The sequence below is a fragment of the Caulobacter sp. AVps18 genome, assembly GCF_058681425.1.
Genome location: NZ_CM178737.1, coordinates 649,424 through 673,178, shown reverse-complemented (window position 1 = coordinate 673,178; position 23,755 = coordinate 649,424). Strand labels below are relative to the sequence as shown.

The window sequence follows — 23,755 nt, the reverse complement described above, 5'->3', positions numbered from 1 at the left end:
ACACCACGCGATGGGACACGACCAACACGGGCGATCCGCCTAACTTGCCCGGCAGTTTGAATTGGCTGAGACCAAGAGCGGTCAAGGCTTCAACACCCTGCCACTTCAGCGGATTGTTCGCTTTTGGCATCGCTCTCGCTTCGCGTTCGCCGCACATATCGTGCTTGGAATACAGACTGGAGCCTCCTTGCGGTAGGGAACTCTAGCGAACTGCCTAAGACCCCTGCTGCCCCAACCGCTCCCACCCGTCGAAAAACGGAAACCGCTCCGCCCAGAACGCCGTCAGCCGAGGATCAGCGTCCACCCGCCGCACCACCTCCGCCATCTTCGGTGCGGCCTCATAGAACCGCACACGCCTCGGCCCCCAGCGGCTGACGACGGCGACATAGAGGTCGAGCACGGTCATCTGGTCGCCGAGCAGGTACCGCCCCGGCGAAAGCTGGCTCTCCATCATCGCCCAGCAGTCGAGGATGCGCTCGGCGGTGGCGGCCTTGACCCGGGCCTGCATCGCCGCATCGTCGCCCACCAGCCGCGAGGGATCATCCCGCACCCAGAACAGCGAATAGATCGAGGCCGGGATGAAGGTCATCCAGCGCAGGAACTGCGCGCGTTCCGGCGAATCCAGCGCCGGGGACAGGCCCGCCTGCGGATGGCGGTCGGCCAGCCAGATCAGGATGGCGGCGCTTTCGGTGATCGTCTCGCCGGTCGGGGTGACCAGGGCCGGGATCTGGCGCAGCGGGTTGACGGCGGCCACCTTGGCCTGCTGCGCCTCGCCTTCCCAGGTCGGCGCCTCTATGACTTGATAGGGCTGCCCCAGAAGCGCCAAAGTGGCCTCAATAGGCACGGAACCCGAGCCAAGCGCGCCATAGATGGTGTATGCTGCGTTAACCATGGATTAGCAATCTACCCACAACATGTTGTGTGCTGCGACCAAGTGCCCACTAGATGCGCCTGTTCGCGCCGCGCTACCAAACGACTGTAACCGACCCGTCCGATTCGTGTCCGCCCGCCCCTGGAGCCGCCTGCGATGTCCGCCAAGCTGATCACCCTACCCGGCCTCCTGACCCCGTCCGCCGCCTACAAGCCCTTCCGCTATCCGTGGGCGCACGAGTTCTGGAAGAAGCAGCAGCAGGTCCACTGGATGCCCGAAGAGGTGCCGCTGGGCGAGGACCTCAAGGACTGGGCGGTCAAGCTGAACGACAAGGAACGGAACCTGCTGACGCAGATCTTCCGCTTCTTCACCCAGAGCGACATCGAGGTCGCCGACAACTACATGGAACGCTACGGCCGGGTGTTCAAACCCACCGAAGTGAAGATGATGCTGTCGTCGTTCGCCAATATGGAGACCATCCATATCGCGGCCTACGCCCTGCTGCTGGAAACCATCGGCATGCCGGAGAGCGAATTCGGCGCGTTCATGGAATACCAGGCCATGCGCGACAAGCACGACTTCATGCAGAAGTTCGGCGTCGAGACCAATGCCGACATCGCCCGCACCCTGGCCATGTTCGGGGGCTTCACCGAGGGTCTGCAGCTGTTCGCGTCGTTTGCGATGCTGATGAACTTCCCGCGCTTCAACAAGATGAAGGGCATGGGCCAGATCGTCTCGTGGTCGATCCGCGACGAGAGCCTGCACTGCGAAGGCATCATCAAGCTGTACCACGCCTTCAACGCCGAGACGCAGTGCGTGACGCCGGAAGTGGCGGCCGACATCGTCGAGTGCTGCAAGAGCGTGGTGATCATGGAGGACGCCTTCATCGACCTGGCCTTCGAGGCCGGCGAGATCCAGGGCATGACGCCGCACGACATCAAGCAGTACATCCGGTTCATCGCCGACTGGCGCCTGCGCCAGCTGCACCTGCCGGAAGTGTATGGCATCAAGGAAAACCCGCTGCCCTGGCTGCAAAGCCTGCTGTCGGGCGTCGAGCATGCCAACTTCTTCGAAGCCCGCGCCACGGAATATTCCAAGGCGGCCACCCGCGGTCAGTGGCACGGTGGCGAAGGCGTCTGGTCCAGCTTCGATCAGCTGATGGCCAAGCGCTCGGAGAATGCGCTGCCGGCGGAATAGGTCCTTCAAACGGACCTGATGAGGGGCGGGACTTGGCGAGGGCCAGGTCTCGCCCTTTTTCGTTCCGGGCCGGCCCCGGGCGCGTAGCCGAAACGCGTGTACGTACAAAAAGGCGCTGGCGTCAGGACGGCTTCCTTGTTTCGGTTGGCGGCGATCAGAGCTTGCCTGCGGCTCCGGAACGCCGGAGACCCTAGGATGATGAAGCGCAAACCCAAGAAGTCGGAGACCCTGCAGGTTCGTTTGCCCCACGGCATGAAGCGCGACTTCATGCAGCGGTGCGAGGACGAGAACCGGCCGGCGAGCGACGTCCTGCGCAACTTCATCGAAGGCTATCTGGCGGGTCCGGTGGAAATGCTCACATCGGAGAGAGCCGTCATGATCCGCAGAACCTTCGTCTATCCCGTCGCCGCCGCAGCGGCCCTGTTGGGTGCCATCGTATTGCTGACGCCCCAGACCAGCCAGGCGACCAGTCTGCGCGGCGACTTCGCCGCCATGGACGCCGACAAGGACGGTTTCATCGTCCAGGCCGAGTACCGGGTGCCTGAGGATGGGGTGACCTACTCCCAGCGAACGGGCCCCGCCGTGTCCAAGCCCGCCGAGAAGGGGTGGCGGGTGACCAAGGGCGGGTCCGCCGACCAATTTGCGCGCCTCGACGCCGATGGCGACGGCAAGCTCAGCTTCCAGGAATATCGACTGATGCGGGTCGGGGCGGCGATGGCCATCGTCCGTCTGGGCGACCGCAACGCGGACAAGCGGCTGACGCGGGCCGAATATATCGCGGGCTCGACGATCCCGGATGCGGCCCTGGCCCAGATGAAGGCGACGGCGCCCGCAGCGCTGGTCGAGGTCGCCGTCGCGGGGATGCGCAAGAAGGCCGAGGCGCGGTTTGAAGTGCTGGACCTTGATCGCGACGGCCTCCTCACACTGGAGGAAATGACGCCCACCTGACGCCGGCCGGGCTCGCCGTCAGGAAGCGGGTGCCTCTGTAGCGATGGCGCAAAAAAGCATCGCGCGGAAAACCGGTTCCCACTTTTCGGAACGCGCTCTAGGAGGGGCCCGACCTTCACGGACGGAGCTTCGACATGACCAGCATCGCGGTGATCGGCCCGGGTGCCGTCGGCGGAACCGTGGCCGCCTGGCTAGCCCAGAACCCTGCCCATGCCGTGACCGTCTGCGTGCGCACTCCGTTCGAGCGGCTGGCGGTCGAGACGCCGGAGGGCGCGATCTCGGCCACGCCGCGCGTGGCGACCTCCGCCGAGGGACTGTCTGCGGTCGACTGGGTGCTGGTGGCGACCAAGACCTATGACACTGACGCCACCTGGGTCTGGCTGGACGCCCTGGTCGGGCCAGACACGCGGGTGGCCATCCTGCGCAACGGTGTCGAGCACACCGACCCGTTCGTGGGAAAGATCGCGGCTGAAAACCTTGTGCCGGCGGTGGTCGACATTCCGGCGGAGCGCTCGGCGCCGGGCCGGGTGCTGCAGCGGCGCAACGGCTGGATCAAGGTTCCGGCGAGCGAGGCCGGCCAGGCCTTCGCGGTCCTGTTCGCCCATACGCCGATCCAGCTGGAGGTCGTGGCCGACTTCACCACCGAGGCCTGGAAGAAGCTGGCCCTCAACTGCGCAGGGGCGGTCAACGCCCTGATCCTCAAGCCCTCGGGGATCGCCCATGACGAGGGCGCGGCCCAGGTGATGCGGACCCTGGTGGCTGAATGCGTGGCGGTGGGTCGGGCGGAAGGCGCGGACCTGCCCGATGGCCTGGCCGACGCGGTGATCGAAGGCTATCGCGCCGCCGCGCCCGACGGGATCAATTCCCTGCACGCCGACCGCCTGGCCGGCCGTCCGATGGAGCTGGACGCCCGCAACGGGGTGATCGTCCGCCGGGGCGCCGCGCACGGCATCGCCACGCCGGCTAACGCCATGATCGTGGCGCTGCTCGGCGCGGCCGTAGCTTCAGTCTAGAGCCCTTTCCGACCTGATGGCTTCATCAGGGTCGGGCGAAAAGGGCTCTAAATCAGAAGTTTAGAGCATTTTTTCGATCCGATAACCGTTTCACACTTATCGGAAAATGCTCTAGGATTTCAGGAAGCCGCCCAGCAGGTCGCCGACAGCGCCGCCCAGGCCTTCGGTGGGCAGTTGGCCACCAGGGGTCAGCTTGTCGACCAGGCCCGGCAACAGTTCAGCCAGCTTGGCCGCGCCGGCCTGCGGATCGACGCCCAGCTTTTCGGCGAATTGCCCGACCATGCCCGAGCCCAGTACGGCCTGGATCTGCTCGGCCGAAATCGGCAGATTGGCGCCGCTGGACACCCACGACTGGGCCACTTCGCCCAGGCCGCCCTTCTGGAACGCATCGACCAGCCCGCCGACGCCGCCAGCGGCACCCAGGCTCTGCACGATGTCGGCCAGATCACCGCTCGCGCCCTGGCCGCCCAGGGTGCCCATCAGATTATCCAGCAGGCTCATGTGTCTTGCTCCGGTTAAGGCGAGGCGCGCCCGTTCAGGGGCGCGCAGAGTTCAGCCTTAGCATACAGGCCGAAGCGTGCGCCTGGATCAGGGCCGATACTTTTTGGGGATGGCCGCGATTTCCTCGGGCGTCATCTTGGTGATGGTCTTGGCGCGGATCGGGATAGCGATGCCAAAGCCGTCGGAGACCCGGAGATCCAGATCGATGGGCGTGCAGATCCGGTCGTTGCCGCGCACGACGCTGACCAGGTGCGAGCCTGGCGATTGCAGCTGGTGCGTGCCGCGCGCCAGGTCGAGGCGATAAACGTCGCGGGCCCGGACCTTGAGATAGAGGGTGTCGCGATCCGGGGCACTCCAGCCGTTCCAGTCTGACAGCGAGAAGCAGGTGCGGGCCGGCTTGGCCGGAGCGGCGGGTGCGGCCTCCTGCGCCTGGACGGCCGAGGCGGCGAGGCCGCCAGCGAAGGCCAGGCCCATCAGGCCGGCGCGGGTAAATGTTGTGATCCTTGTCATCGACATCGTCCTCACAGTCGTCCCCCACATCAGATTGGCTCGCCCGGCCGCCTTGTCAACGGCCGGGCGCCCTGATGTCAGGCCTTGGCCGGTTGTTCGTCCTCTTCGGGCATATCGTCCAGTTCGCCTTCCCACTTGGCGACCACGGCGGCGGCGACGCTGTTGCCGACGACGTTGGTGGCGCTGCGGCCCATGTCCAGCAGGTGGTCGACGCCGAGCACCAGGGCGATCCAGGCCTCGGGCAGGCCGAAATAGGTGAGGGTGGCCATGATCACCACCAGCGAGGCGCGCGGCACGCCAGCGATGCCCTTGGACGTCACCATCAGCAGCAGCAACATGAAGATCTGCTGGGCCACGGTCAGCTCCACCCCGTGCGCCTGCATGATGAACATGGTGGCGAAGGTGCAATACAGCATCGAGCCGTCGAGATTGAACGAATAGCCCAGCGGCAGGACGAAGCTGACGATGCGACGGCGTACGCCCACCTTGGGCAGGCTGTCGAGGATGCGCGGATAGGCGGCTTCCGACGAGGCGGTCGAGAAGGCCAGCAGGGTCGGGTCGCGGATCACGCCAAACAGCGGGATCACCCGCTTGCCCAGCACGGCGGCACCGGCCAGGAACAGCAGCGCCCAAAGCACGCCCATGGTGGCGTAGAAGCCCAGCACGAACTTGCCATAGGTGGCCAGCATGCCCAGGCCCTGGGTGGCGATGGTCGAGGCCAGGGCCGCGAAGATGGCCAGAGGGGCCAGCTTCATGACAAAGCCCGTCACCTTCAGCATGATCTGGGCGGCCTGTTCGACAAGCTCCAGAACCTTGGGGGCCTTGTCGTCGAGGGCCGCGACGGCGGTGCCGACGAACAGCGAGAAGACGACGATCTGCAGGATCTCGTTCTTGGCCATGGCGTCGAAGATCGAGGTCGGCACCAGGTGGGTGATGAAGCCCTTCAGGGTGAAGGCCTCGGTGGTCGCCGTCGTCTTGGCACCGACGATGTCCATGTGGGCCATGTTCAGGCCGGCACCGGGATCCAGCAGATGAACCATCAGCAGGCCCAGCACCAGCGACACCGCCGAGGCACCGATGAACCAGGTCATGGTCTTGGCGCCGATGCGCCCGACGGCGGCGGCGTCTTCCATGTGGGCCACGCCCGCCACCAGGGTGGTGAACACCAGCGGGGCGATGATCATCTTGATCAGGCGCAGGAAGATGTCGGTGATGATCGACAGGTTACCGGCCGCAGCCTTGGCCTGGGTCGGGTCGAGGAACTGGTTGCAAGCCCAGCCCACGGTCACGCCGAGGATCATGGATCCGATGATCAGATAGGCGAAACGCTTGTTCATGACACTCCCCTGGGACGCCCCCGGCTTTGGTAGTCTTCTGGTCCTGACCGTTCTGACGAAGCCGGGGCATGAACCCGCCATGGCTTGCCCTGATCTTGAGCCTGTTCGCCCTTGTGGCCGACAGGCGCGGGTTCGTCCATGCCCTTCGCGCTGCCGGCCACGACACAAAGGCCCACGGCTGCAATGCGGTCAGCAGGCGCGCAGCAGCTGTGCGCCTGGCGGCCCGTAGCGGTTTTGAGGGGCGCGGGCCCGATGCCTGCCGTTCCGGCGCGGGGCGAGTGCGGCCGCGATCGGGCCCGAGGTCCTGTGCGCCGCCGGCGGGTCTCCGGGCGCGCTTTGCCCCGCAGCGCCTCGGGTTCGCGGCTGTCGGGCAAGTAATAGGATTATTATTTAGCGGCGTGGACGTCTCGCCAAGGTCACAAAACAGCGCTATAAGACGCCATGTCGAACCAAGAAAAAGCCATCGCTGTCGTCGAGCAGCTGAATCAAGACTACGAGCGCGCCGTGAGCGCGCTGCGCACCGCCCTCAAGGCCTATCTGGACACGGGCACCCGGCCCGATCCGCAGGATCGCTTCAACGGGGCCTTCGCCTATCCCGAACTGCGCCTGACCTATGATCCGGAGGCCCTGCCGCCCAAGCTGGCGCGCTCCTATGCCCGGGTCAGCCGCCCGGGGGTCTATGCCACGACCATCACCAAGCCCCTGCAGTTCAAGGCCTATCTGGTCGAGCAGTTGACCCTGCTGATGAATGACTTTGACGTCGAGATCGAAGTCGATCGCTCGCGTCAGGAGATTCCCTATCCCTATGTGCTGGACGCCAGCATCGACCTGAACCAGGCCGATGTGCGCTCTGAAGACATCGCCCGCTTCTTCCCCACGACCGACCTGGCCTTCATCGGCGACGAGATCGCCGACGGCGTCTGGGATGCGGCGCTGGCAGAAACCCGGCCCCTGGCCCTGTTTGACGGCTTGCGCACCGACTTCTCGCTGGCCCGGCTGAAGCACTATACCGGCGCGCCGGCCGAGGATGTGCAGCAGTTCATCCTGTTCACCAACTACCACCGCTATGTCGACGAGTTCGTGCGCTGGGGCATCGAGCAGCTCAGCCAGCCGGGCACCCCCTATACGGGTCTGTCCTGCTCGGGCGGTTTGCTGATCACCGCCGACACCGTCAATCCTGAACAGGCGGTAGCCGAGTCGACCTGGCGCAAGCACCAGATGCCCGCCTATCACCTTATGACCGCCGACGGGAACGGCATCACCCTGATCAATATCGGCGTGGGTCCCTCCAATGCCAAGACCATCTGCGACCACCTGGCCGTGCTGCGGCCCCAGGCCTGGCTGATGATCGGCCACTGCGGCGGCCTGCGCGATACCCAGACCATCGGCGACTATGTGCTGGCCCACGCCTATCTGCGCGACGACCATGTGCTGGACGCCGTGCTGCCGCCGGAAATCCCCGTGCCCTCGATCGCCGAGGTTCAGCGCGCCCTCTATGACGCCGCCAAACAGATCAGCGGCGACAGCGGCGACCAGCTGAAGAAGCGGCTGCGCACCGGCACGGTGGTCACCACCGACGATCGCAACTGGGAGCTTCGCCACAGCCTGTCGGCCCTGCGCTTCAATCAGAGCCGCGCCGTGGCCATCGACATGGAAAGCGCCACCATCTCGGCCCAGGGCTATCGCTTCCGCGTGCCCTACGGGACCCTGCTGTGCGTCTCCGACAAGCCGCTGCACGGCGAGATCAAGCTGCCGGGCCAGGCCAACGCCTTCTACGAGCGGGCCATCAGCCAGCACCTGCAGATCGGCATCCTGACCTGCAAGCTGCTGCTGGAAGAAGGCCCCAACCTGCATTCGCGCAAGCTGCGGGCGTTCGATGAGCCGCCGTTCAGGTGATTTGATCAAGATCCTCCCCCTCTGGGGGAGGTGGCCCAGAGGGCCGGAGGGGGCAGCGCGGCCTAAGCCCAGATGGCCCCCTCAGTCGCTACGCGACAGCTCCCCCAAAGGGGGAGCATCTGCCGCCTAAACCTCCTCCACCCACGCCTTGATCAGCTGATGGGCAATGGCCAGGGCCGGCGGGGCGAAGGCCCCCTCCAGTTCTCCCCGAATCAGCGCCGCAGCCTCGTCCTTGCTGAACCAGCGCACCTCTTCCAGTTCGGTCTGGTCAGGGCGGGCGTCGTTGCTGTCGACCTGGGCGATCAGGCCCATCATCAGCGATGACGGCCACGGCCAGGGCTGGCTGGAGTGGTAGCGGACGCTGGTGGCGGTCAGGCCGGCCTCTTCCTTCAGTTCGCGGGCGCAGGCCTCCTCGATGGTCTCGCCGGGTTCGAGGAAACCGGCCAGGGCCGAGAACATGCCGGCCGGCCACAGGGCCTGGCGGCCCAGCAGGCACTTGTCTTCATGCACCGCCAGCATGATCGCCACCGGGTCGGTGCGCGGGAAGTGCTCGGCCTTGCACGACGGGCAGACCCGCTTCCAGCCGCCGTCGCCGACCTCGGAGGGCTGGCCGCAGGCGCTGCACCAGCGATGGCGGCGCCGCCACTCGAACATCGAGCGGGCGGTCGCGAGGATGCCGGCGTCGGCGGGCGGCATGGAGGCGGCGATGCCGCGCAGTTCCTCGAACCGGCCCAGACCCTGCAGCGGGCCCTCGGCCGGATCGGCCGCGCCGTCCAGATCGACCGCGAAGACTGCGATGTCTTTCCACAGGCCCAGGAACAGCAGCTTCTCGGCGCCGCCGGCCAGGTCCTGGGCCATGTCGGCGCGCAGATAGGCAATCTGGGCGCCTGCAGGCTTGCCCTCCTCGCCCGCCAGATCCTCAACGAGCGGCTTGCCGTTCCAGATGGCGACGGCGAGGGAGCCGGCGTCAGCCAGCTTTTCGGCGATCCACGCCTCGTCGCCGCGCCGTTCGCTGGCGCGGTCGAGGGGGTTGCCGGCGAAGATGTTGGTGATGATCGAAAGGGCCATGTGAAAGCTCTAACCCAGCACGGAAGAGTCGTCACGACGTCGCACGGACTTGCAAGGCGTCTTGCATCCGGGCGCGTGAGTCGCGATATAGGCCTCGGAGATCGGCGACGGGCGGAGTCCTCGCCAATCTGGTCAGGGCCGAGAGGCAGCAGCCACAACGAGTTTCGCTCCGGGTCGTCTGCCGGTCTCCACCTTTTCCCTAAATCTGTCAGCAGATGGCCGCCGAGTGCGACGCAGCCTTTTGCTGGACGCTTGGGCGCTCTACACTCCACTCCATGGCCGACCACGACGACCTCACCGCCGATTCCGCGCCGCCGTGGGACGACGAACCCGCTGAGCGGGACGCGAACACCGCCGACATCTTCGGCGCGCCGCCGGCGGCTACCCCCGTCGCTGCGCCTCTGCCCGTCTTGGCTGACCCTCCGTCCGATCCTGGCGCGGCCTATACCGTGCTGGCCCGCAAATATCGGCCGCGCAATTTCGAGGACCTGATCGGCCAGGAGGCCATGGTCCGCACCCTGGCCAATGCGTTCTCCAGCGGCCGTATCGCCCATGCCTTCATGCTGACCGGCGTGCGCGGGGTGGGCAAGACCACGACCGCCCGCCTGCTGGCCCGCGCCCTGAACTACGAGACCGAGACGGTTCACCAGCCCTCGGTCGACCTCACCGTCGACGGCTTCCACTGCAAGTCGATCATCGAAGGCCGGCACATGGACGTGCTGGAGCTGGACGCCGCCAGTCGCACCAAGGTCGACGAGATGCGCGAGCTGCTGGACGGGGTTCGCTACGCCCCGGTCGAGGCGCGCTATAAAGTCTATATCATCGACGAAGTGCACATGCTGTCGACGGCGGCGTTCAACGCCCTGCTGAAGACGCTGGAAGAGCCGCCGCCGCACGCCAAGTTCATCTTCGCCACCACCGAGATCCGCAAGGTGCCGGTGACCATCCTGTCGCGGACCCAGCGCTTCGACCTGCGCCGGGTTGAGCCCGACGTTCTGGTCAAGCATTTCGACCGCATCGCCGCCAAGGAAGGCGCGCGGGTCGATGCTGATGGCCTGGCCCTGATCGCCCGGGCCGCCGAGGGTTCGGTACGCGACGGCCTTTCCTTGCTGGACCAGGCCATCGTCCAGGCCGACCGGGGTGCCACCGTCTCTGCCGCCGTGATCCGCGACATGCTGGGCCTGGCCGACCGGGGCCAGACCATCGCCCTGTTCGAGGCCGTGATGAGCGGCAAGCCGGGCGACGCCCTGGAAGGCTTCCGCGCCCTGTGGGGGTTCGGCGCCGATCCGGTGGTGGTGATGCTGGACCTGCTGGACCATTGCCATGGCGCGGCCGTGGCCAAGGCCCTGGGGCCCGACGCCCTGACCCTGCCCAAGGAACAGGCCGCGCGCCTGGCCGCCATCGGGGCCCACACCTCGGCCGGGACGCTGTCGCGGCTATGGCAGATGCTGCTCAAGGCCCATGACGAGGTGCGCCGCGCGCCTGACGCCATGGCGGCGGCCGAAATGGCCCTGATCCGCCTGTGCTATGCCGCCGACCTGCCCGGTCCCGAAGAGGCGCTGAAGGCGCTGCGCGACGGTAATCCCGTCGGCGGTGCGCCTGGCGGTGGCGGTTCGCTGGGCGGTGGTGGCGGATCGGGCGGCGGCGTCAGCGCCCAGGTCGTCTCGATGGCCTCGCCCGCCGCCCAGGCCATGCCCGTGCTGGCCTCGTTCGACGATGTGTTGGCCCTGATCGCCGCCAAGCGCGACATCGGATTGCGGCTGGACGTCGAGCAATTTGTGCGCCCGATCAGCTTCCGGCCCGGCGCCATCACCTATGAGCCCGCGCCCGGCGCGCCCGGCAACCTGGCCGGACGCCTGGTTCGCGCGTTGAAGGAATGGACCGGTCAGCCCTGGCTGGTCGCGGCCGAGGGCGGCGGCGGGGCCGAGACCCTGATGGAGCGCCAGAAGCGCGAAGACCGCGAGGCCATGGCCCAGATCAAGGCCGACCCCTTCGTGGCCTCCCTGCTGGCGGCCTTCCCCGGTTCGGAACTGGAAGTCCGCAAGATTCCCGGCCCCGAACCCGCGCCGATCGAGCCGGACGAGGTTGAGGACTGATCCGTTAAAACTGTCATCCCGGACGAGCGCGCAGCGCGAAGATCCGGGACCGCCGGAAACGCCGGTGCCTGCCGTGGTCCCGGCTTTCGCCGGGATGACAAGTTCAGTTGGAGATTTGCGATGAAAGACCTCGGCGGCCTGATGAAGCAGGCCCAGGCGATGCAGCAGAAACTGGCCGACGCCCAGGCGAAGCTGGCGGAGACTACGGTTGACGGCACCTCGGGCGGCGGCATGGTCACCGTCACCCTGCTGGGCGACGGCGAGCTGGTCCGCGTGCTGATGGACGAGAGCTTGGTGCAGCCGGGCGAGGGCGAAGTAATCGCCGACCTGGTGATCGCGGCCCACGCCGATGCCAAGAAGAAGCTCGATGCAAAGCGCGCCCAGCTGATGCAGGAAGCCGCCGGGCCGATGGCGGGTTTGATGGGCGGCATGCCGGGAATGAATTTCTGATTTCGGACGTTTCTTAGCGCTGCAAAATCCTTGTCATCCCGGAAGCCTCGAAGAGGCTATCCGGGACCCAGGGGCTCAGCGCACCGCCCCTGGGTCCCGGCGCTCCGCGCAAGCGCTAAGGCCGGGATGACAAGAATTGTGGTGAGTTAAAGGAAATCCATTGGCCGCCTCCGCAGGACCCGAAATCGAGCGTCTGATCGCTCTGCTGTCCAAGCTGCCGGGGCTGGGTCCGCGCTCGGGCCGGCGGGCGGCGCTGGCCTTGTTGAAGAAGCGCGACACCCTGCTGGCCCCGCTGACGGCCGCCATGGTCGACGCCCAGGCCAAGGTGCGCACCTGCTCCACCTGTGGCTCGCTGGATACCTCGGACCCCTGCGCGGTCTGTAGCGATGAGACCCGCGACGGCCGGCTGATCTGCGTGGTCGAGGAGGTGGGATCGCTGTGGGCCATGGAGCGCGGCGGCCAGTTCAAGGGCCGCTATCACGTGCTGGGCGGCCTGCTGTCGGCCCTGGACGGGATCGGGCCCGAAGCGCTGCGGATCGGCGAGCTGCTGGCGCGGGCCGGGGATGGTCAGGTCAGCGAAGTGATTCTGGCCCTGCCGGCCACGGTGGATGGCCAGACGACTGCCCACTATGTCGCCGACCGCCTGGCCGCCTCAAATTCGGGCGTGTCGGTCACCATGCTGGCGCGCGGCGTTCCGGTGGGCGGCGATCTGGACTGGCTGGACGACGGCACGATCGCCCAGGCCCTGCGGGCACGCCGCCCCGCCTGAAATCCTACCCGAAGACGGCGGCGGCGATCAGGGCGACGCCGAGCCAGAACGCCCCGCAGGCGGCCAGCACGGCGATGCGCGTCAAGGTGATATGCGAGACCGGCAGGTGCAGTTTGCGATGGGCGCCATGAGACGGCGCGTGGTTCGTGCTGACATAGGCCATGGCTTCCTCCATTGCCCCTCTGCGGGGGCTGGACGCGTGAGCGCCGAAGGCCATGCAGCACCCTATAGCGTTAACGCGACCTTACCTTTCGCCCGGACCGGGCGCGTCAAACCGCCCCATTCGGCGACCCAGCCTGGAACCGGGCGCAACCCGGTTATGCGTCGTCTTTGGGACCTTGTACGTTGGCGGGCCAGGGCTCGGCCTGGCTGGTTCCCGAGCCGCTGTCGGTGTGCAGCACGACGGCGTCGACATCGACGGCCTGGGTCTGGGCCGCCGTCAGCTGGCCGATCTTGAACTCGACATGCTGGGGATAGAAGGCGACGCGGTTGCCGATGGCACCAACTGCTGGGAACGGATCCTCGTAGGACCAGACGGCGTTGTCGATCACCTGTCCGTCGCGGTTGATCGTGAAATACGAGGCCGCGCCCTTGTAGGGGCAGTGAGTGATCTTGTCGGTGCGGCGCAGGAACATCATCCGCACGTCCTGACGCGGAAAATAGCGCACCGGCGGGTAGCCGGCCTCGCGCAGCAGCATGACGTCGTCGCTCTCGGCGATCTCATGGCCTTCGAACAGAACGCTGACGCGCGCGGCCTCGCGTTCGAGGGTGATGGGGTGGCTCTGGTCGGGGGTCTTCATTGGAACATCTCCCGGGATGTTGAAACTCTCGCCTCCAAAACGCGCGAGATCGATTGCGGGGTCCAGTCAGGCAGGGCTTTGCTTGTGCAACGCGGTGACGCGTGATCTTCTCCCCGCCAACCGGGGGAGGCGAGGGCGAAACAACCATGATGGCCGCCCCGATCCGTCAACACGTCAAGGCCGTCAACACGTCAAGGTTTGTGAATGAATATCGTTATTGCCCTGGGTATTCTGGTCACGCTGGTGACCGGCATTCCCGTGCTTATCCAGCTGCTCCGACAACATCCCAGGGGCCTGATCATCCTGTTTTTCGCCGAGATGTGGGAGCGCTTCTCCTACTACGGCATGAGGGCGATCCTGATCTTCTACCTCACCCAGCACTTCCTGTTTGATCCCAAGACCGCCTCGGCGCACTACGGCTCCTATACCTCGCTGGTCTATCTGCTGCCGTTGATCGGCGGCTTCCTGGCCGACAAGTATCTGGGTACGCGCAAGGCCGTGGCGTTCGGTGCCATCCTGCTGGTGGCCGGCCATCTGGCCATGGCCGTCGAGGGCAAGCCCGCCGTCCAGACCCTGACCTATGCGGGCCAGACCTATGAGTTCAAGGCCGAAGGCCGAGGCCAGGAGCTGGTCGCCAAGCTGATCGTCGAGGGCAAGCCCTATGACGTTTCGGCCACCAAGACGGGCGATTTCGAGATCAAGAACCTGCCGGCCGCGGCCCCGCTGCCTTCCGTCCTGCCCAAGGCTGACTACAAGCTGGACGTGAAGGATCGCGATCCGCTGTATCTCAACATCTTCTGGCTGGCCCTGTCGCTGATCATCGTCGGCGTCGGCTTTCTCAAGCCCAATATCTCGACCATCGTCGGCCAGCTGTATCCGCAGGGCGACCCGCGTCGCGACGCCGGTTTCAACCTCTATTATTACGGCATCAATCTGGGCTCGTTCTGGGCCTCGATCCTGTGCGGTCTGCTGGGCGTCACGGTCGGCTGGTGGGCAGGCTTCGGCCTGGCCGGCATCGGCATGGCGGCGGGCTTCGTCGTCTTCGTGCTGGGCAAGCCCTGGCTGATGGGCAAGGGCGAGCCGCCCGAGCCCAAGGTCCTGAAGGCCAAGGTCGCAGGCCCCGTCAATCTCGAACTGGCCATCTATGGCCTGACGCTGGTCGGCGTGCTGGGCGTGTTCTTCCTGGTGCAGTTCAACAACATCGTCGGCCTGGCCCTGAACGTCGGCATCCTGGCGTCGCTGGGCTATATCGGCTGGTTCATGGTCAAGAAGTGCGAGAAGGCCGAGCGCGAGCGCTTGGCCCTGGCTGTGTTCCTGATCTTCGGCGCGGTGGTGTTCTGGACCCTGTTCGAACAGGCCGGATCGTCGCTCAGCCTGTTTGCGGCCACCAATGTCCAGCTGGATCTGGTCAAGGCACCGGTTCAATGGTTCGGCGGCGCAGTCACCCTGGCCACGTCCGAGCAACTGGTGGCGGCCGGGATCGACAAGGCCTCGACCTTCTGGGTCAATACCAGCTTCAATGCGCCCCAGACCCAGGCCCTGAACGCCGGCTGGATCCTGATCTTCGCGCCGATCTTCGCGGCGCTGTGGACCTTCCTGGGCAAGCGCGGCCGGGATCTCAATCCCGTCGTCAAGTTCGGTCTGGCCCTGGCCCAGGTCGGAGCGGGCTTCCTGATACTGCAATGGGGGGCCACCTTTGCCGACGGTGCCTTCCGCATGCCGCTGGTCTTCCTGGTGCTGATGTACATGCTGCACACGACCGGCGAGATGTGCCTCTCCCCGGTGGGTCTGTCCCAGATGACCAAGTTGTCGCCCGCCTCGGTGGTGTCGTTCATGATGGCCGTCTGGTTCCTGGCCGTGGCCATCGCCCAATGGGTGGGCGGCAAGATCGCCGGCCTGACCGCCACCGAAACCGTCGGCGGCCAGGTGCTGGACCCCGGCGCGGCCCTGGCGGCTTCGCTGCAGGTGTTCACCGTCATCGGCCTGATCTCGATCGCGATCGGGGTGATCTTCCTGATCCTGTCGCCCTGGCTGAAGAAGTGGTCGCACGGTTCGGACGACACCCAGGCGTCCACGACAGTTCACTGATCACGGCCCCTGAAACGACAAAGGCCCCGGAGCGATCCGGGGCCTTTTTTGTGGCGGTGTCCATCCACGCCTCCCGGCGTTCAGCGGGGCAGGTCCGCGAACGACGACAGGGCCGGCGGCATCGAGCCGGGCGAGATGGCCGGGCGTCCTTTGAGTCTACCTGTCTCATGCGGCCACGATCCCCATCGCCGCATTGGGGCGGGACCACCGTACGCGGCCACAGGCAAGCGGGCGGAGTGGAGTCGTGTTTGAAGGCTTCGTACCCGCCCGCTCGGAATCAGGCCGATCCCGTTTCACTGGTGCCAATCATCTGACCAATCTGGGGTGATCTAACATGGTCAAATGACTTCCGAGGGGTGGCAGATCAGGATTTCATCGCCGAGCTATCGGCGCGTTTTTGACGAATGGCCGGCCATTTTCCCATATAAAATATAGGCTTGTGCCTTAAGTGGCCTGTTACGGTCGGTGGCAGGGAGTCTCTCGCGCCGGGCTTCGGTGTCAGGTTAGGTGGTCAGGCCACATTGACGTGGTCTGACCTTTGAACTAAGCACCCTCTAATCGCTCTGGGAGGCTGGCAGGCGTCCCGGGGCCAACAAGCAAGATGAGGCCAAGCCAAGCCTCATGGCAGGGAGCGGGAAATGTCTAAGTCAAACCAGGGCGCGAATTGCGTCAGAGCGGCGCTGCTGGGCGCAACAGTCCTAGCCGGTCTTCCCATGGCCGCCGCGCGCGCGCAGGAAGCCCAGGCCGAGGCCGTCACTGAACTCGACGCCATCGTCGTCACGGGCTATCGCGGCTCGCTTCGGAGCGCGACGCTCGCCAAGAAGGCGGCGACCAGCTTTACCGAGACCGTCTTCGCCGAAGATCTGGGCAAGTTCCCGGACCTGAACATGGCCGAGTCGATGCAGCGCGTGCCCGGCATGGTCGTCCAGCGCGACAGCCTGACCGGCGAGGGCGCCCAGATCTCGGTCCGCGCCCTGCCGCCCAGCTTCACCCAGGTGACGATGAACGGCAATCGGGTGATGGTCGCTTCCGACTTCGGCTTTACCGGGTCGACTCCGAACCGTAGCGTCGATCTCGACATGTTCCCCACCGGCCTGTTCAACCGCGTGGATGTCGCCAAGACCCCGACGGCGGAAACTCTGGAAGGCGGTATCGCCGGTACGGTCAATGTCCAGAACGCCCGGCCCTTCGACCGCAAGGGCGATCACGTCGTGCTGGCCGTTCAGGGCAACTACAACAGCAACATCAAGGAATGGGCCCCGCGCGTCACCGCCGTCGCATCCAAGACCTGGGACAAGTTCGGCGTGCTGGCCGGATACAGCCAGAGCGATCGCAAGATCTACACGGCTGGTTTCGAAACCGTCGGCTGGGGCGACGCCAACCTCGGCAACTTCTGCGCCTCGTGCGACCCGGCCGCCCAGTTCCCCGGAAATGGGGTGGTGGTCAATCCGGGCGGGTCAAACCAGTTCCGCTTCGGCAACACCATCTTTGGCTATACCGGCAACGGCCTGACGCCCGGCACGCTGGACATGGCGGGCCTCAAGGCGCTGAACCCCGGCCTGTCCGAGGATCAGCTCAAGGGCGCCCTGCTGCCGCGTCTGGGCCGCAACTCGCTGCTCAATGGCGACACCAAGAACCGGGTGGGCCTGCTGGCGCTGGAATATCGGCCGACCGATGACCTGCGCTTCACGCTGGACTTCCTGGCCGGCGACGCCAAGCGCGACGCCCTCAAGACCAACATGATGTGGGCTGTTCGCGGCACCGGACCGGGCGACGACTACAACGGCGGCATGATCCCGCTGAACATGAAGGTCGACAGCAACAATGTCGTGACCGCAGGAACCTTCGCCAATTCGAGCTTCTTCCTGGAGAACAACTTCTACAAGGACGACGCCTCGTTCCAGAACGCCAACCTCGGCTTCACCTGGACGCCCGGCGACACCTGGACCGTCGACGGTCAGGTCGGCGCGATGACCTCGGAGTACGAACGCCGCGTTCTGTTCCTGAAGTATCGCACGCCCTTCCAGGTCCAGACGACGGCCACCTATGTCAACGATCCGGGCAATGACATCCCGACCATCAAGTCCAACCTCGACCTCAACAGCACCACGCTGGGCTGGCGGGTGTTCTCGGGCGGGCAGATGATCCTACAGCGCGATATGCGCCAGGTAGACACCTCTGCCATTCGCCTGAACCTGACCAAGACCCTCGGCGACTGGACGTTCAAGAGCGGTCTGGCGACGGACCAGTTTTCGCGCAAGATGGACATCCGCGACAACTCCGCAGCCCTGCGGACCGCCTATGCCGCCGCCATCCCCGACGCGAACCTGAGCCAGTTTCTGGTCCCGATGACGGGCTCGGTCTACGGCGGAAGCGGCGTGTCGGGCGCGGGCTTCGACAGGTGGGTTACGCCGGACTTTGGCAAGGTGGCGGCGGCCATCAACTACCAGGCGCTGGTCACCGCGCCCGGCTCGGTGACGACCAGCAACACCACGAACGGTGCGGGCTCGACCAACATCAAGGAAGACATCAGCTCGGCCTATGCCATGGCCGCCTATAACGGCGATGTCTTCTCCGTCCCGGTGCGGGCCAACTATGGCTATCGCCTGCAGAAGACCGAGCAGACCATCACCTCGCCGTCGATCATCAACAGCCAGGTCGTCTATATTACGACCACGCGCAAATATGATGACCTGCTGCCGGCCTTGAACGTGGCTGTCAGCGCGACGGAGAAGCTCAACCTGCGCTTTGCCGCGTCCAAGACGATGACGCGCGCCAATCCGTCGGACATGTCCTCGCAACTGGGCTTCAGCGACCCGTCGGCGCAAAGCGCCAGCCAGGGCAATCCGAACCTCAAGCCGTTCTACTCGAACAATATTGATCTGGGTGGCGAGTACTATACCGGCGAGACGGGCTATGTCGGTCTGACCTGGTTCAAGAAAGAGATCGAGAACTATACGGCGCGGGTCAATGCCGTCGTGCCGTTCAGCACGCTGGGCATTGGCTATGCCAATCTGAGCGCCACCCAGCAATCGTCGATGGCCGTCAATCTGGGCACGACCACGGCGGCCCTGCTGGCCAATCCTTCCCTGGCCGACAGCGCCCAGATCAATCTGTCGCGCCCGGACAACTCGAAGCTCAAGCTGGAGCTCAAGGGTGTGGAGTTCATCTGGGTTCAGCCGCTGGACAAGCTGCTCGAAGGCCTGGGCTATACCTTCAACTATACCAAGTTCGAATTCGATCAGGTCACCCTGGCGACCGGCGTTCCGGACTACACCTACAACCTGACCGGCTACTACGAGCGGGACGCCTATTCGGTGCGTCTCAGCTACGCCAAGGTCGGCAAGACCACGGTCGGCCTGCTGCCTTCGCCCAACAGCGTGCCGTACGACTGGTACGGCGAGGCGCGTCACCAGCTCGACTTCTCGTCGTCCTACAAGTTCAAGGCGTTCGGCTTCGAGCAGAGCATTACGCTCGACGCCACCAACCTCGATGACCAGGGCTTCAAGGGCTATCTCGGCTTTGAGAACGTGCCCTACAGCTATCAGAGCCCAGGCCGGTCCATCCTGATCGGGTGGCGCGCCCAGTACTGAGGTCCAGACCTCAAACCGAACTAACCCCCCGACTTTGAACTCCCGGCCGCAGGGCCGGGGGTTCTCTTTTTTGGGGGATTGCCGCGAGCTCCTGCGCCGGATTGGCCGGCGATCAGCGGGGGCGTCGTGGCCGTTGCTGCGGCGACCTGATCAGACCGCCGTGCCACCCACCGTCAGGCCGGTGATCTTCAGCGACGGCTGGCCCACGCCGACCGGCACGCCCTGGCCCGACTTGCCGCACACCCCGATGCCTGGATCAAAGTCGAAGTCGTGGCCGATCATGGTCACGCGGGTCAGGGCGCTGGGGCCGTCGCCGATCAGGGTTGCGCCCTTGACCGGGGCGGTGATCTTGCCGTCCTCGACCAGATAGGCCTCGGTGCACTGGAAGACGAACTTGCCGTTGGTGATGTCCACCTGACCGCCGCCGAAATTGGCGCAGTAGAGGCCGCGCTTCATCGAGGCGATCATCTCGGCCGGATCGTCGTTTCCGGCCAGCATGCCGGTATTGGTCATGCGCGGCATGGGCATGTGGGCATAGGACTGGCGGCGGCCGTTGCCGGTGGCCTTCATGCCCATCAGTCGGGCGCTCATGCGGTCGTGCATATAGCCCACCAGAATGCCGTCCTCGATCAGGATGGTGCGTTCGGTCGGGGTGCCCTCATCGTCGATGGTCAGGGAGCCGCGCCGGCCGGGCAGCGAGCCGTCGTCGAACACGGTGACGCCCTTGGCCGCCACCCGCTCGCCGATGCGGCCCGAGAAGGCCGAAATGCCCTTGCGGTTGAAGTCGCCTTCCAGGCCGTGGCCGACCGCCTCGTGCAGCAGCACGCCGTTCCAGCCCGAGCCCAGCACCACGTCCATCTCGCCGGCGGGGCAGGGGACGGCGTCCAGATTGACCAGGGCCATGCGCAGGGCCTCGTCCACCTGGTCCTGCCACTTGTCCGGGCTGATCCAGGCCGAGAAGCCCGCCCGGCCGCCGGCGCCGGACGAGCCGCTTTCGCGGCGACCGTCCTTCTCGACCGTGACCTGCACATTGACGCGGACCAGGGGGCGCACGTCGCGCACCAGCTTGCCGTCGGCCCGCAGGATCTCGATCACCCGCCGCTCGCCGGCCATCGAGGCCATCACCTGGACGACGCGCGGATCGCGGCCCCGGGCGAAGGCGTCGATCTCCTGCAGCAGCGTGATCTTGTCGGAGAAGGCAGGCGAGGTGATCGGATCATCCTCGCCATACAGCCGCTCATTGGTGGCGCGCGGCCCTTCGGCTGCGGCGCCGGCATAGCCGCGCTTGGCCAGGCTGGCCGAAGACGCCGCCCGGCCCAGGGCCGCTTCGGAAATCTCGGCGGCGTGGGCATAGCCCGCCGTCTCGCCCGCCACGACACGAAGGCCAAAGCCCTCGCCCGAATCATAGGAGGCGCTTTTCAGCCGGCCATCGTCGAAGACGAAGGATTCGCTTTCGGATTTCTCCAGGAACAGTTCGCCGTCATCGGCGCCGGCCAGGGCCTCGCCGAGGATCTTGCGGGCGCGTTCGGGATCGACGCCGGCGGCGTCCAGCAGGGAAGGGGCGGAGATGGGAGCGTTCATGCGCCTACAGGTAAGCGTTCGAAGCGCGTCCGTCACCCCGCCCCTTGGTCGCGGGCTTTACTCGTAGTCGTGCTGCACCGTGCCCGAGCCGCTGGTGTTGGCCGATAGACTGGCCGGCTGGGCCTGCAGGCTGACATCGCCGCTGCCCGAAAGCGCGATCGACACCACGTTTCGCGCCGTCACCACGGCATTGCCGCTGCCCGAGATCGCCAGGTCGGCATTCTTGACGGCCAGGTCTTCCAGCTGGGCTTCGCCCGATCCGGCTGCGGCCAGCGACAGGACCGCGGCCTGGCCCTCGGCGGTAACATCGCCGCTGCCATTGATCGCCAGGGTCAGGGTCGGCTGGTTATAGCCCTGGATCACGAGATCCCCGGATCCATCCAGCTGGAAGCGGCTGACCTTGGGCGCGGTGACGATGATCTTCACCCGATCGGAATGGCTTTGAAGGCGGATGCCGTTGCGGTCGATCGTCAGGGCCCCTTCTTCCTCCCAGTTGTCACCGTCATCGATCAGGCTGAGACGGCCATTCTCGAGGCGCAGCCGATCTACATAGGCCTTGGGGCCGGTGATCTCGACCTTGGCTGCAGGCCCCTGGATGTAGGTTACGTCCAAGGGCAATTCGACGTTCAGCGATTCACCTGACCAGGCCAGTTCACGCGAGACATCCGGTGAAGGTGTCCGGGTTCCGACATGGGTATGGGTACGACCGAAGCTGGACTCCTGCTTGATGGGAATGGTCCAGCCGTTCTTCAGGATGACGGGGCCGGCCAGGGCGGCGACGCCGGCGGCGCAGCCGAGCATCAGCACGAAGCTGGCCCCGCCGATGATGAGCGCATTACGGATCATGACGGGCCCCTCAGCCTTGATTGTCGATGGCCGGCTTCAGCAGCCGGAAGTGCAGGCGGCCGTACCAGACCACAGCGTTGAACAGGCCGACCGTGGCGATGGTCAGCAGCGAACCCAGGAAGGTCGCGCCGGCCATCAGGGTCACGCCGGCGAGGAAGGCGGTCATCGGGCCGCCCGGAGGCGCCGCCAGCGGGCCCATGGCGAACACGAAGCCGCCGGACACGAACAGGACCACCACGGCGACCAGGAAGCCGAACAGCGCCGCCAGCACGCCCATGAGCATGGGCAGCAGGAACATGATGTCGATGGCGCCCAGGCCGATCAGGGCAATGATCGCTGCGCCGGCTGCAGCGGGGTTCTTGGTCTCTTCCCAGCGCTTGAGCCCGGCATCTGCCCGCAGTTCGCGGGCCAGACGGTCAGGATCGCCCAGGGCGGCGGCGGCCTGCGCCTCCGTGCGGCCCTCGGCGATGGCGTCGGCGAAGTGGGCCTCGTGATCGGCGACGATGTCGGCGATTGTGGTGGGCGCAAGGCCCGAGAGGCCGCGACGCAGCCGCGTCATGAACTCGTGCCGGGTCATGCGGCGGCTCCCAGAATGTCTTCCACGGCGGTGGTGAAGGCGGCCCATTCGGCCTTCTGCTGCGTGAAGCTGGCCTGTCCGGCCGAGGTCAGGCGGTAATACTTGCGCGGCGGGCCGCTCTGGGATTCGACCAGATAGGTCTCCACCAGGCCGTCCGACTGCATGCGGCGCATGAGCGGATAAATTGTTCCCTCCCCCATATCGATGTCCCTCGCGAGCTTGCTTGCGATTTCGTAGGCGTAGCTGTCGCCACGTGACAGCAGGGCCAGCACGCAGAGCGCCAGGACGCCCTTCTTCAGTTGAATTTCAATGGCTTCCGGCACGTTGTCCTCGCCGCGGTTGATGCACTCTTCTATCGCACGGTACTGAGCGACGCAAGGTAGCTGTCAATGAACGATACGTAATGATCCTGAGGCGTCGGGCACGGCTTGTTGAAAGTCGTTCTCAGCTAGACTGCGGAGCCGTTGCGCGGATGGGTTTGGCGGGGGTTTCAGGCGCTTGGCAACCGCTGGCGATGCGCGTATGCAGCCAACAGAATGGTCAAAGGGGCGGGTGCGACCGCGACTCCTCAGGGGGAGTTGATTGCGCGAAACCGCAGGCTTGGCTTTAATCTGCATGTCGGCGCGACGTGACGGTATTCTACGTCAAATCGTCGTCGAAACGGGCCGTGAGGAATATGAAGGCGCAATTTCAGGGGATGCGGCGGATGTTGACGGGCGTTAGCGCCCTCGCCGCCACGATGATGTTCGCGGGACAGGCGCTCGCGCAGGATCTGATGGGTCAGCCGACGCCGGGGGCCATCGATCTTCAGCCGGCCGCTTCGTCGCTCAAGCACGAAGCGATCTGGTTCCACAACATCGTGTTGATGCCGATCATCACGGTTATCACCCTGTTCGTGCTGGGTCTGATCATCTGGATCGTGATCCGCTACAACGCCAAGTCCAACCCCGTTCCGGCCAAGTTCAGCCACAACACCACCATCGAGATCGTGTGGACCGTGGTGCCGGTGATCATCCTGATGGTGATCGCGATCTTCTCGTTCCGGCTGCTGTTCGCCTATAACGACATGCCCAAGCCGTATCTGACGGTGAAGGCCACGGGCTACCAATGGTACTGGGGTTACGAATACCCTGACCAGAAGATCAGCGAGATCACCTCTCTGCCGCTGACCCAGGCTGAAGCCGTGGCCAAGAAGGTTCCTTACCTGCTGGCCGCCGACAAGCCGATGGTGGTTCCGGTCAATCAGGTGATCCGCGTACAGGTGACCGCCGCCGACGTGATCCACGCCTTCGCCCTTCCGGCTTTCGGCCTGAAGACCGACGCCATCCCCGGCCGGCTGAACGAAACCTGGTTCAAGGCCGAGAAGACCGGCGTCTATTACGGCCAGTGCTCGGAGCTGTGCGGTAGCGAACACTCCAACATGCCTATCGAGATCCACGTGGTCAGCCAGGCTGACTTCGACGCCTGGGTCCAGTCCAAGACCGCTCCGCCGGCCGCCGCCGCTCCTGTCGCTGACGCCGCAGCCCCGGCTGCCGCAGTCGCGACCCCGGTCGCCGCCCCCGCAACCACCCCGGCCGCGGCTCCCGCCGCGCCCGCGGTCTAAGATACGATTGC

General features: G+C 65.6%; 21 protein-coding genes and 1 other RNA gene. 11 read left to right on the top strand and 11 right to left on the bottom strand.

All coding sequences use genetic code 11. The features are described 5' to 3' along the window. Positions 1-214 precede the first annotated feature (214 nt). Positions 215-892 (bottom strand): glutathione S-transferase family protein, encoded by a 678-nt coding sequence (locus tag ACW179_RS03120; protein WP_492062848.1) that lies wholly within the window; start codon positions 890-892, stop codon positions 215-217. A gap of 135 nt (positions 893-1,027) precedes the next feature. On the opposite strand from ACW179_RS03120, the gene ACW179_RS03115 reads away from it, so the two are divergent. The 3 genes from ACW179_RS03115 (at position 1,028) to ACW179_RS03105 (ending at position 4,029) form a co-directional block, all read left to right on the top strand. After that, entirely contained in the window at positions 1,028-2,068 is a 1,041-nt protein-coding gene (locus ACW179_RS03115) for a ribonucleotide-diphosphate reductase subunit beta (RefSeq protein WP_492062847.1), read from the top strand. Positions 2,069-2,263: 195 nt separating this feature from the next. Further along, positions 2,264-3,016, top strand: coding sequence for an EF-hand domain-containing protein (locus tag ACW179_RS03110; RefSeq protein WP_492062846.1), 753 nt, complete (start codon positions 2,264-2,266; stop codon positions 3,014-3,016). A gap of 134 nt (positions 3,017-3,150) precedes the next feature. After that, positions 3,151-4,029 carry a 2-dehydropantoate 2-reductase gene (locus tag ACW179_RS03105; RefSeq protein WP_492062845.1) on the top strand — a complete coding sequence of 293 codons (879 nt, stop codon included), beginning with the start codon at positions 3,151-3,153 and terminating at the stop codon, positions 4,027-4,029. A gap of 111 nt (positions 4,030-4,140) precedes the next feature. Here the strand turns inward: ACW179_RS03105 and ACW179_RS03100 are convergent, their stop codons facing one another. The 3 genes from ACW179_RS03100 to ACW179_RS03090 form a co-directional block, all read right to left on the bottom strand. Then, complete coding sequence (locus tag ACW179_RS03100; protein WP_492062844.1) at positions 4,141-4,530, bottom strand: YidB family protein; 390 nt, start codon at positions 4,528-4,530, stop codon at positions 4,141-4,143. 87 nt (positions 4,531-4,617) lie between these two features. After that, a complete protein-coding gene (locus tag ACW179_RS03095) occupies positions 4,618-5,040 on the bottom strand; it encodes a DUF6491 family protein (protein WP_492062843.1) in 423 nt (140 codons plus the stop codon). Positions 5,041-5,117: 77 nt separating this feature from the next. Then, positions 5,118-6,377, bottom strand: a complete 1,260-nt coding sequence (locus tag ACW179_RS03090; protein ID WP_492062842.1) for a dicarboxylate/amino acid:cation symporter — start codon at positions 6,375-6,377, stop codon at positions 5,118-5,120. 441 nt (positions 6,378-6,818) lie between these two features. On the opposite strand from ACW179_RS03090, the gene ACW179_RS03085 reads away from it, so the two are divergent. Beyond that, a complete protein-coding gene (locus tag ACW179_RS03085) occupies positions 6,819-8,273 on the top strand; it encodes an AMP nucleosidase (RefSeq protein WP_492062841.1) in 1,455 nt (484 codons plus the stop codon). A 126-nt stretch (positions 8,274-8,399) separates the two neighbouring features. Here the strand turns inward: ACW179_RS03085 and nudC are convergent, their stop codons facing one another. Beyond that, positions 8,400-9,341 carry an NAD(+) diphosphatase gene (gene nudC / locus ACW179_RS03080; protein WP_492062840.1) on the bottom strand — a complete coding sequence of 314 codons (942 nt, stop codon included), beginning with the start codon at positions 9,339-9,341 and terminating at the stop codon, positions 8,400-8,402. A 98-nt stretch (positions 9,342-9,439) separates the two neighbouring features. On the opposite strand from nudC, the gene ffs reads away from it, so the two are divergent. From ffs to recR, 4 genes are all read left to right on the top strand, one after another. Next, an RNA gene (ffs, locus tag ACW179_RS03075) (signal recognition particle sRNA small type) lies at positions 9,440-9,532 on the top strand. Positions 9,533-9,616: 84 nt separating this feature from the next. Next, on the top strand, positions 9,617-11,437 hold the full coding sequence (locus ACW179_RS03070) for a DNA polymerase III subunit gamma/tau (protein ID WP_492062839.1): 1,821 nt from the start codon (positions 9,617-9,619) through the stop codon (positions 11,435-11,437). A gap of 120 nt (positions 11,438-11,557) precedes the next feature. After that, entirely contained in the window at positions 11,558-11,887 is a 330-nt protein-coding gene (locus ACW179_RS03065; protein WP_492062838.1) for a YbaB/EbfC family nucleoid-associated protein, read from the top strand. 160 nt (positions 11,888-12,047) lie between these two features. Then, the gene (gene recR, locus ACW179_RS03060) at positions 12,048-12,656 is read left to right on the top strand and encodes a recombination mediator RecR (RefSeq protein WP_492062837.1); all 609 of its coding nucleotides are present in this window, start codon (positions 12,048-12,050) and stop codon (positions 12,654-12,656) included. Positions 12,657-12,660: 4 nt separating this feature from the next. Here the strand turns inward: recR and ACW179_RS03055 are convergent, their stop codons facing one another. Next, positions 12,661-12,819 (bottom strand): hypothetical protein, encoded by a 159-nt coding sequence (locus tag ACW179_RS03055; protein WP_492062836.1) that lies wholly within the window; start codon positions 12,817-12,819, stop codon positions 12,661-12,663. Positions 12,820-12,973: 154 nt separating this feature from the next. Continuing rightward, positions 12,974-13,456 (bottom strand): DUF427 domain-containing protein, encoded by a 483-nt coding sequence (locus ACW179_RS03050; RefSeq protein ID WP_492062835.1) that lies wholly within the window; start codon positions 13,454-13,456, stop codon positions 12,974-12,976. Between the two features lie 204 nt (positions 13,457-13,660). On the opposite strand from ACW179_RS03050, the gene ACW179_RS03045 reads away from it, so the two are divergent. Beyond that, complete coding sequence (locus ACW179_RS03045) at positions 13,661-15,544, top strand: peptide MFS transporter (protein ID WP_492062834.1); 1,884 nt, start codon at positions 13,661-13,663, stop codon at positions 15,542-15,544. A gap of 638 nt (positions 15,545-16,182) precedes the next feature. Beyond that, complete coding sequence (locus ACW179_RS03040) at positions 16,183-19,137, top strand: TonB-dependent receptor (protein ID WP_492062833.1); 2,955 nt, start codon at positions 16,183-16,185, stop codon at positions 19,135-19,137. A 150-nt stretch (positions 19,138-19,287) separates the two neighbouring features. Here the strand turns inward: ACW179_RS03040 and tldD are convergent, their stop codons facing one another. Genes tldD through ACW179_RS03020 form a run of 4 tightly spaced genes read right to left on the bottom strand, consistent with a single transcriptional unit; the run spans position 19,288 to position 22,464 of the window. Continuing rightward, complete coding sequence (gene tldD / locus ACW179_RS03035; RefSeq protein WP_492062832.1) at positions 19,288-20,718, bottom strand: metalloprotease TldD; 1,431 nt, start codon at positions 20,716-20,718, stop codon at positions 19,288-19,290. A 57-nt stretch (positions 20,719-20,775) separates the two neighbouring features. Further along, complete coding sequence (locus ACW179_RS03030; RefSeq protein ID WP_492062831.1) at positions 20,776-21,564, bottom strand: GIN domain-containing protein; 789 nt, start codon at positions 21,562-21,564, stop codon at positions 20,776-20,778. A 10-nt stretch (positions 21,565-21,574) separates the two neighbouring features. Next, positions 21,575-22,141: a DUF1700 domain-containing protein gene (locus tag ACW179_RS03025; RefSeq protein WP_492062830.1), complete on the bottom strand. Its 567-nt coding sequence runs from the start codon at positions 22,139-22,141 to the stop codon at positions 21,575-21,577. Continuing rightward, on the bottom strand, positions 22,138-22,464 hold the full coding sequence (locus tag ACW179_RS03020) for a PadR family transcriptional regulator (protein ID WP_492062829.1): 327 nt from the start codon (positions 22,462-22,464) through the stop codon (positions 22,138-22,140). The genes ACW179_RS03025 and ACW179_RS03020 overlap by 4 nt, the downstream gene beginning before the upstream one ends. A 353-nt stretch (positions 22,465-22,817) precedes the next feature. Here ACW179_RS03020 and coxB point away from each other — a divergent pair, with 353 nt between their 5' ends. Beyond that, the gene (gene coxB / locus ACW179_RS03015) at positions 22,818-23,744 is read left to right on the top strand and encodes a cytochrome c oxidase subunit II (RefSeq protein ID WP_492062828.1); all 927 of its coding nucleotides are present in this window, start codon (positions 22,818-22,820) and stop codon (positions 23,742-23,744) included. The last annotated feature ends 11 nt before the right edge of the window (positions 23,745-23,755 follow it).

Bases quoted from the DNA above. Each gene is read 5' to 3' on its own strand.
- coxB (WP_492062828.1), top strand. From the start codon at position 22,818: ATGAAGGCGCAATTTCAGGGGATGCGGCGGATGTTGACGGGCGTTAGC.
- ACW179_RS03030 (WP_492062831.1), bottom strand. From the start codon at position 21,564: ATGATCCGTAATGCGCTCATCATCGGCGGGGCCAGCTTCGTGCTGATG.
- nudC (WP_492062840.1), bottom strand. From the start codon at position 9,341: ATGGCCCTTTCGATCATCACCAACATCTTCGCCGGCAACCCCCTCGAC.
- ACW179_RS03070 (WP_492062839.1), top strand. From the start codon at position 9,617: ATGGCCGACCACGACGACCTCACCGCCGATTCCGCGCCGCCGTGGGAC.
- ACW179_RS03025 (WP_492062830.1), bottom strand. From the start codon at position 22,141: ATGACCCGGCACGAGTTCATGACGCGGCTGCGTCGCGGCCTCTCGGGC.
- ACW179_RS03095 (WP_492062843.1), bottom strand. From the start codon at position 5,040: ATGACAAGGATCACAACATTTACCCGCGCCGGCCTGATGGGCCTGGCC.
- ACW179_RS03050 (WP_492062835.1), bottom strand. From the start codon at position 13,456: ATGAAGACCCCCGACCAGAGCCACCCCATCACCCTCGAACGCGAGGCC.
- ACW179_RS03045 (WP_492062834.1), top strand. From the start codon at position 13,661: ATGAATATCGTTATTGCCCTGGGTATTCTGGTCACGCTGGTGACCGGC.
- ACW179_RS03085 (WP_492062841.1), top strand. From the start codon at position 6,819: ATGTCGAACCAAGAAAAAGCCATCGCTGTCGTCGAGCAGCTGAATCAA.
- ACW179_RS03120 (WP_492062848.1), bottom strand. From the start codon at position 892: ATGGTTAACGCAGCATACACCATCTATGGCGCGCTTGGCTCGGGTTCC.
- ACW179_RS03100 (WP_492062844.1), bottom strand. From the start codon at position 4,530: ATGAGCCTGCTGGATAATCTGATGGGCACCCTGGGCGGCCAGGGCGCG.
- ACW179_RS03105 (WP_492062845.1), top strand. From the start codon at position 3,151: ATGACCAGCATCGCGGTGATCGGCCCGGGTGCCGTCGGCGGAACCGTG.
- ACW179_RS03055 (WP_492062836.1), bottom strand. From the start codon at position 12,819: ATGGCCTATGTCAGCACGAACCACGCGCCGTCTCATGGCGCCCATCGC.
- ACW179_RS03040 (WP_492062833.1), top strand. From the start codon at position 16,183: ATGTCTAAGTCAAACCAGGGCGCGAATTGCGTCAGAGCGGCGCTGCTG.
- ACW179_RS03115 (WP_492062847.1), top strand. From the start codon at position 1,028: ATGTCCGCCAAGCTGATCACCCTACCCGGCCTCCTGACCCCGTCCGCC.
- ACW179_RS03065 (WP_492062838.1), top strand. From the start codon at position 11,558: ATGAAAGACCTCGGCGGCCTGATGAAGCAGGCCCAGGCGATGCAGCAG.
- ACW179_RS03110 (WP_492062846.1), top strand. From the start codon at position 2,264: ATGATGAAGCGCAAACCCAAGAAGTCGGAGACCCTGCAGGTTCGTTTG.
- ACW179_RS03090 (WP_492062842.1), bottom strand. From the start codon at position 6,377: ATGAACAAGCGTTTCGCCTATCTGATCATCGGATCCATGATCCTCGGC.
- tldD (WP_492062832.1), bottom strand. From the start codon at position 20,718: ATGAACGCTCCCATCTCCGCCCCTTCCCTGCTGGACGCCGCCGGCGTC.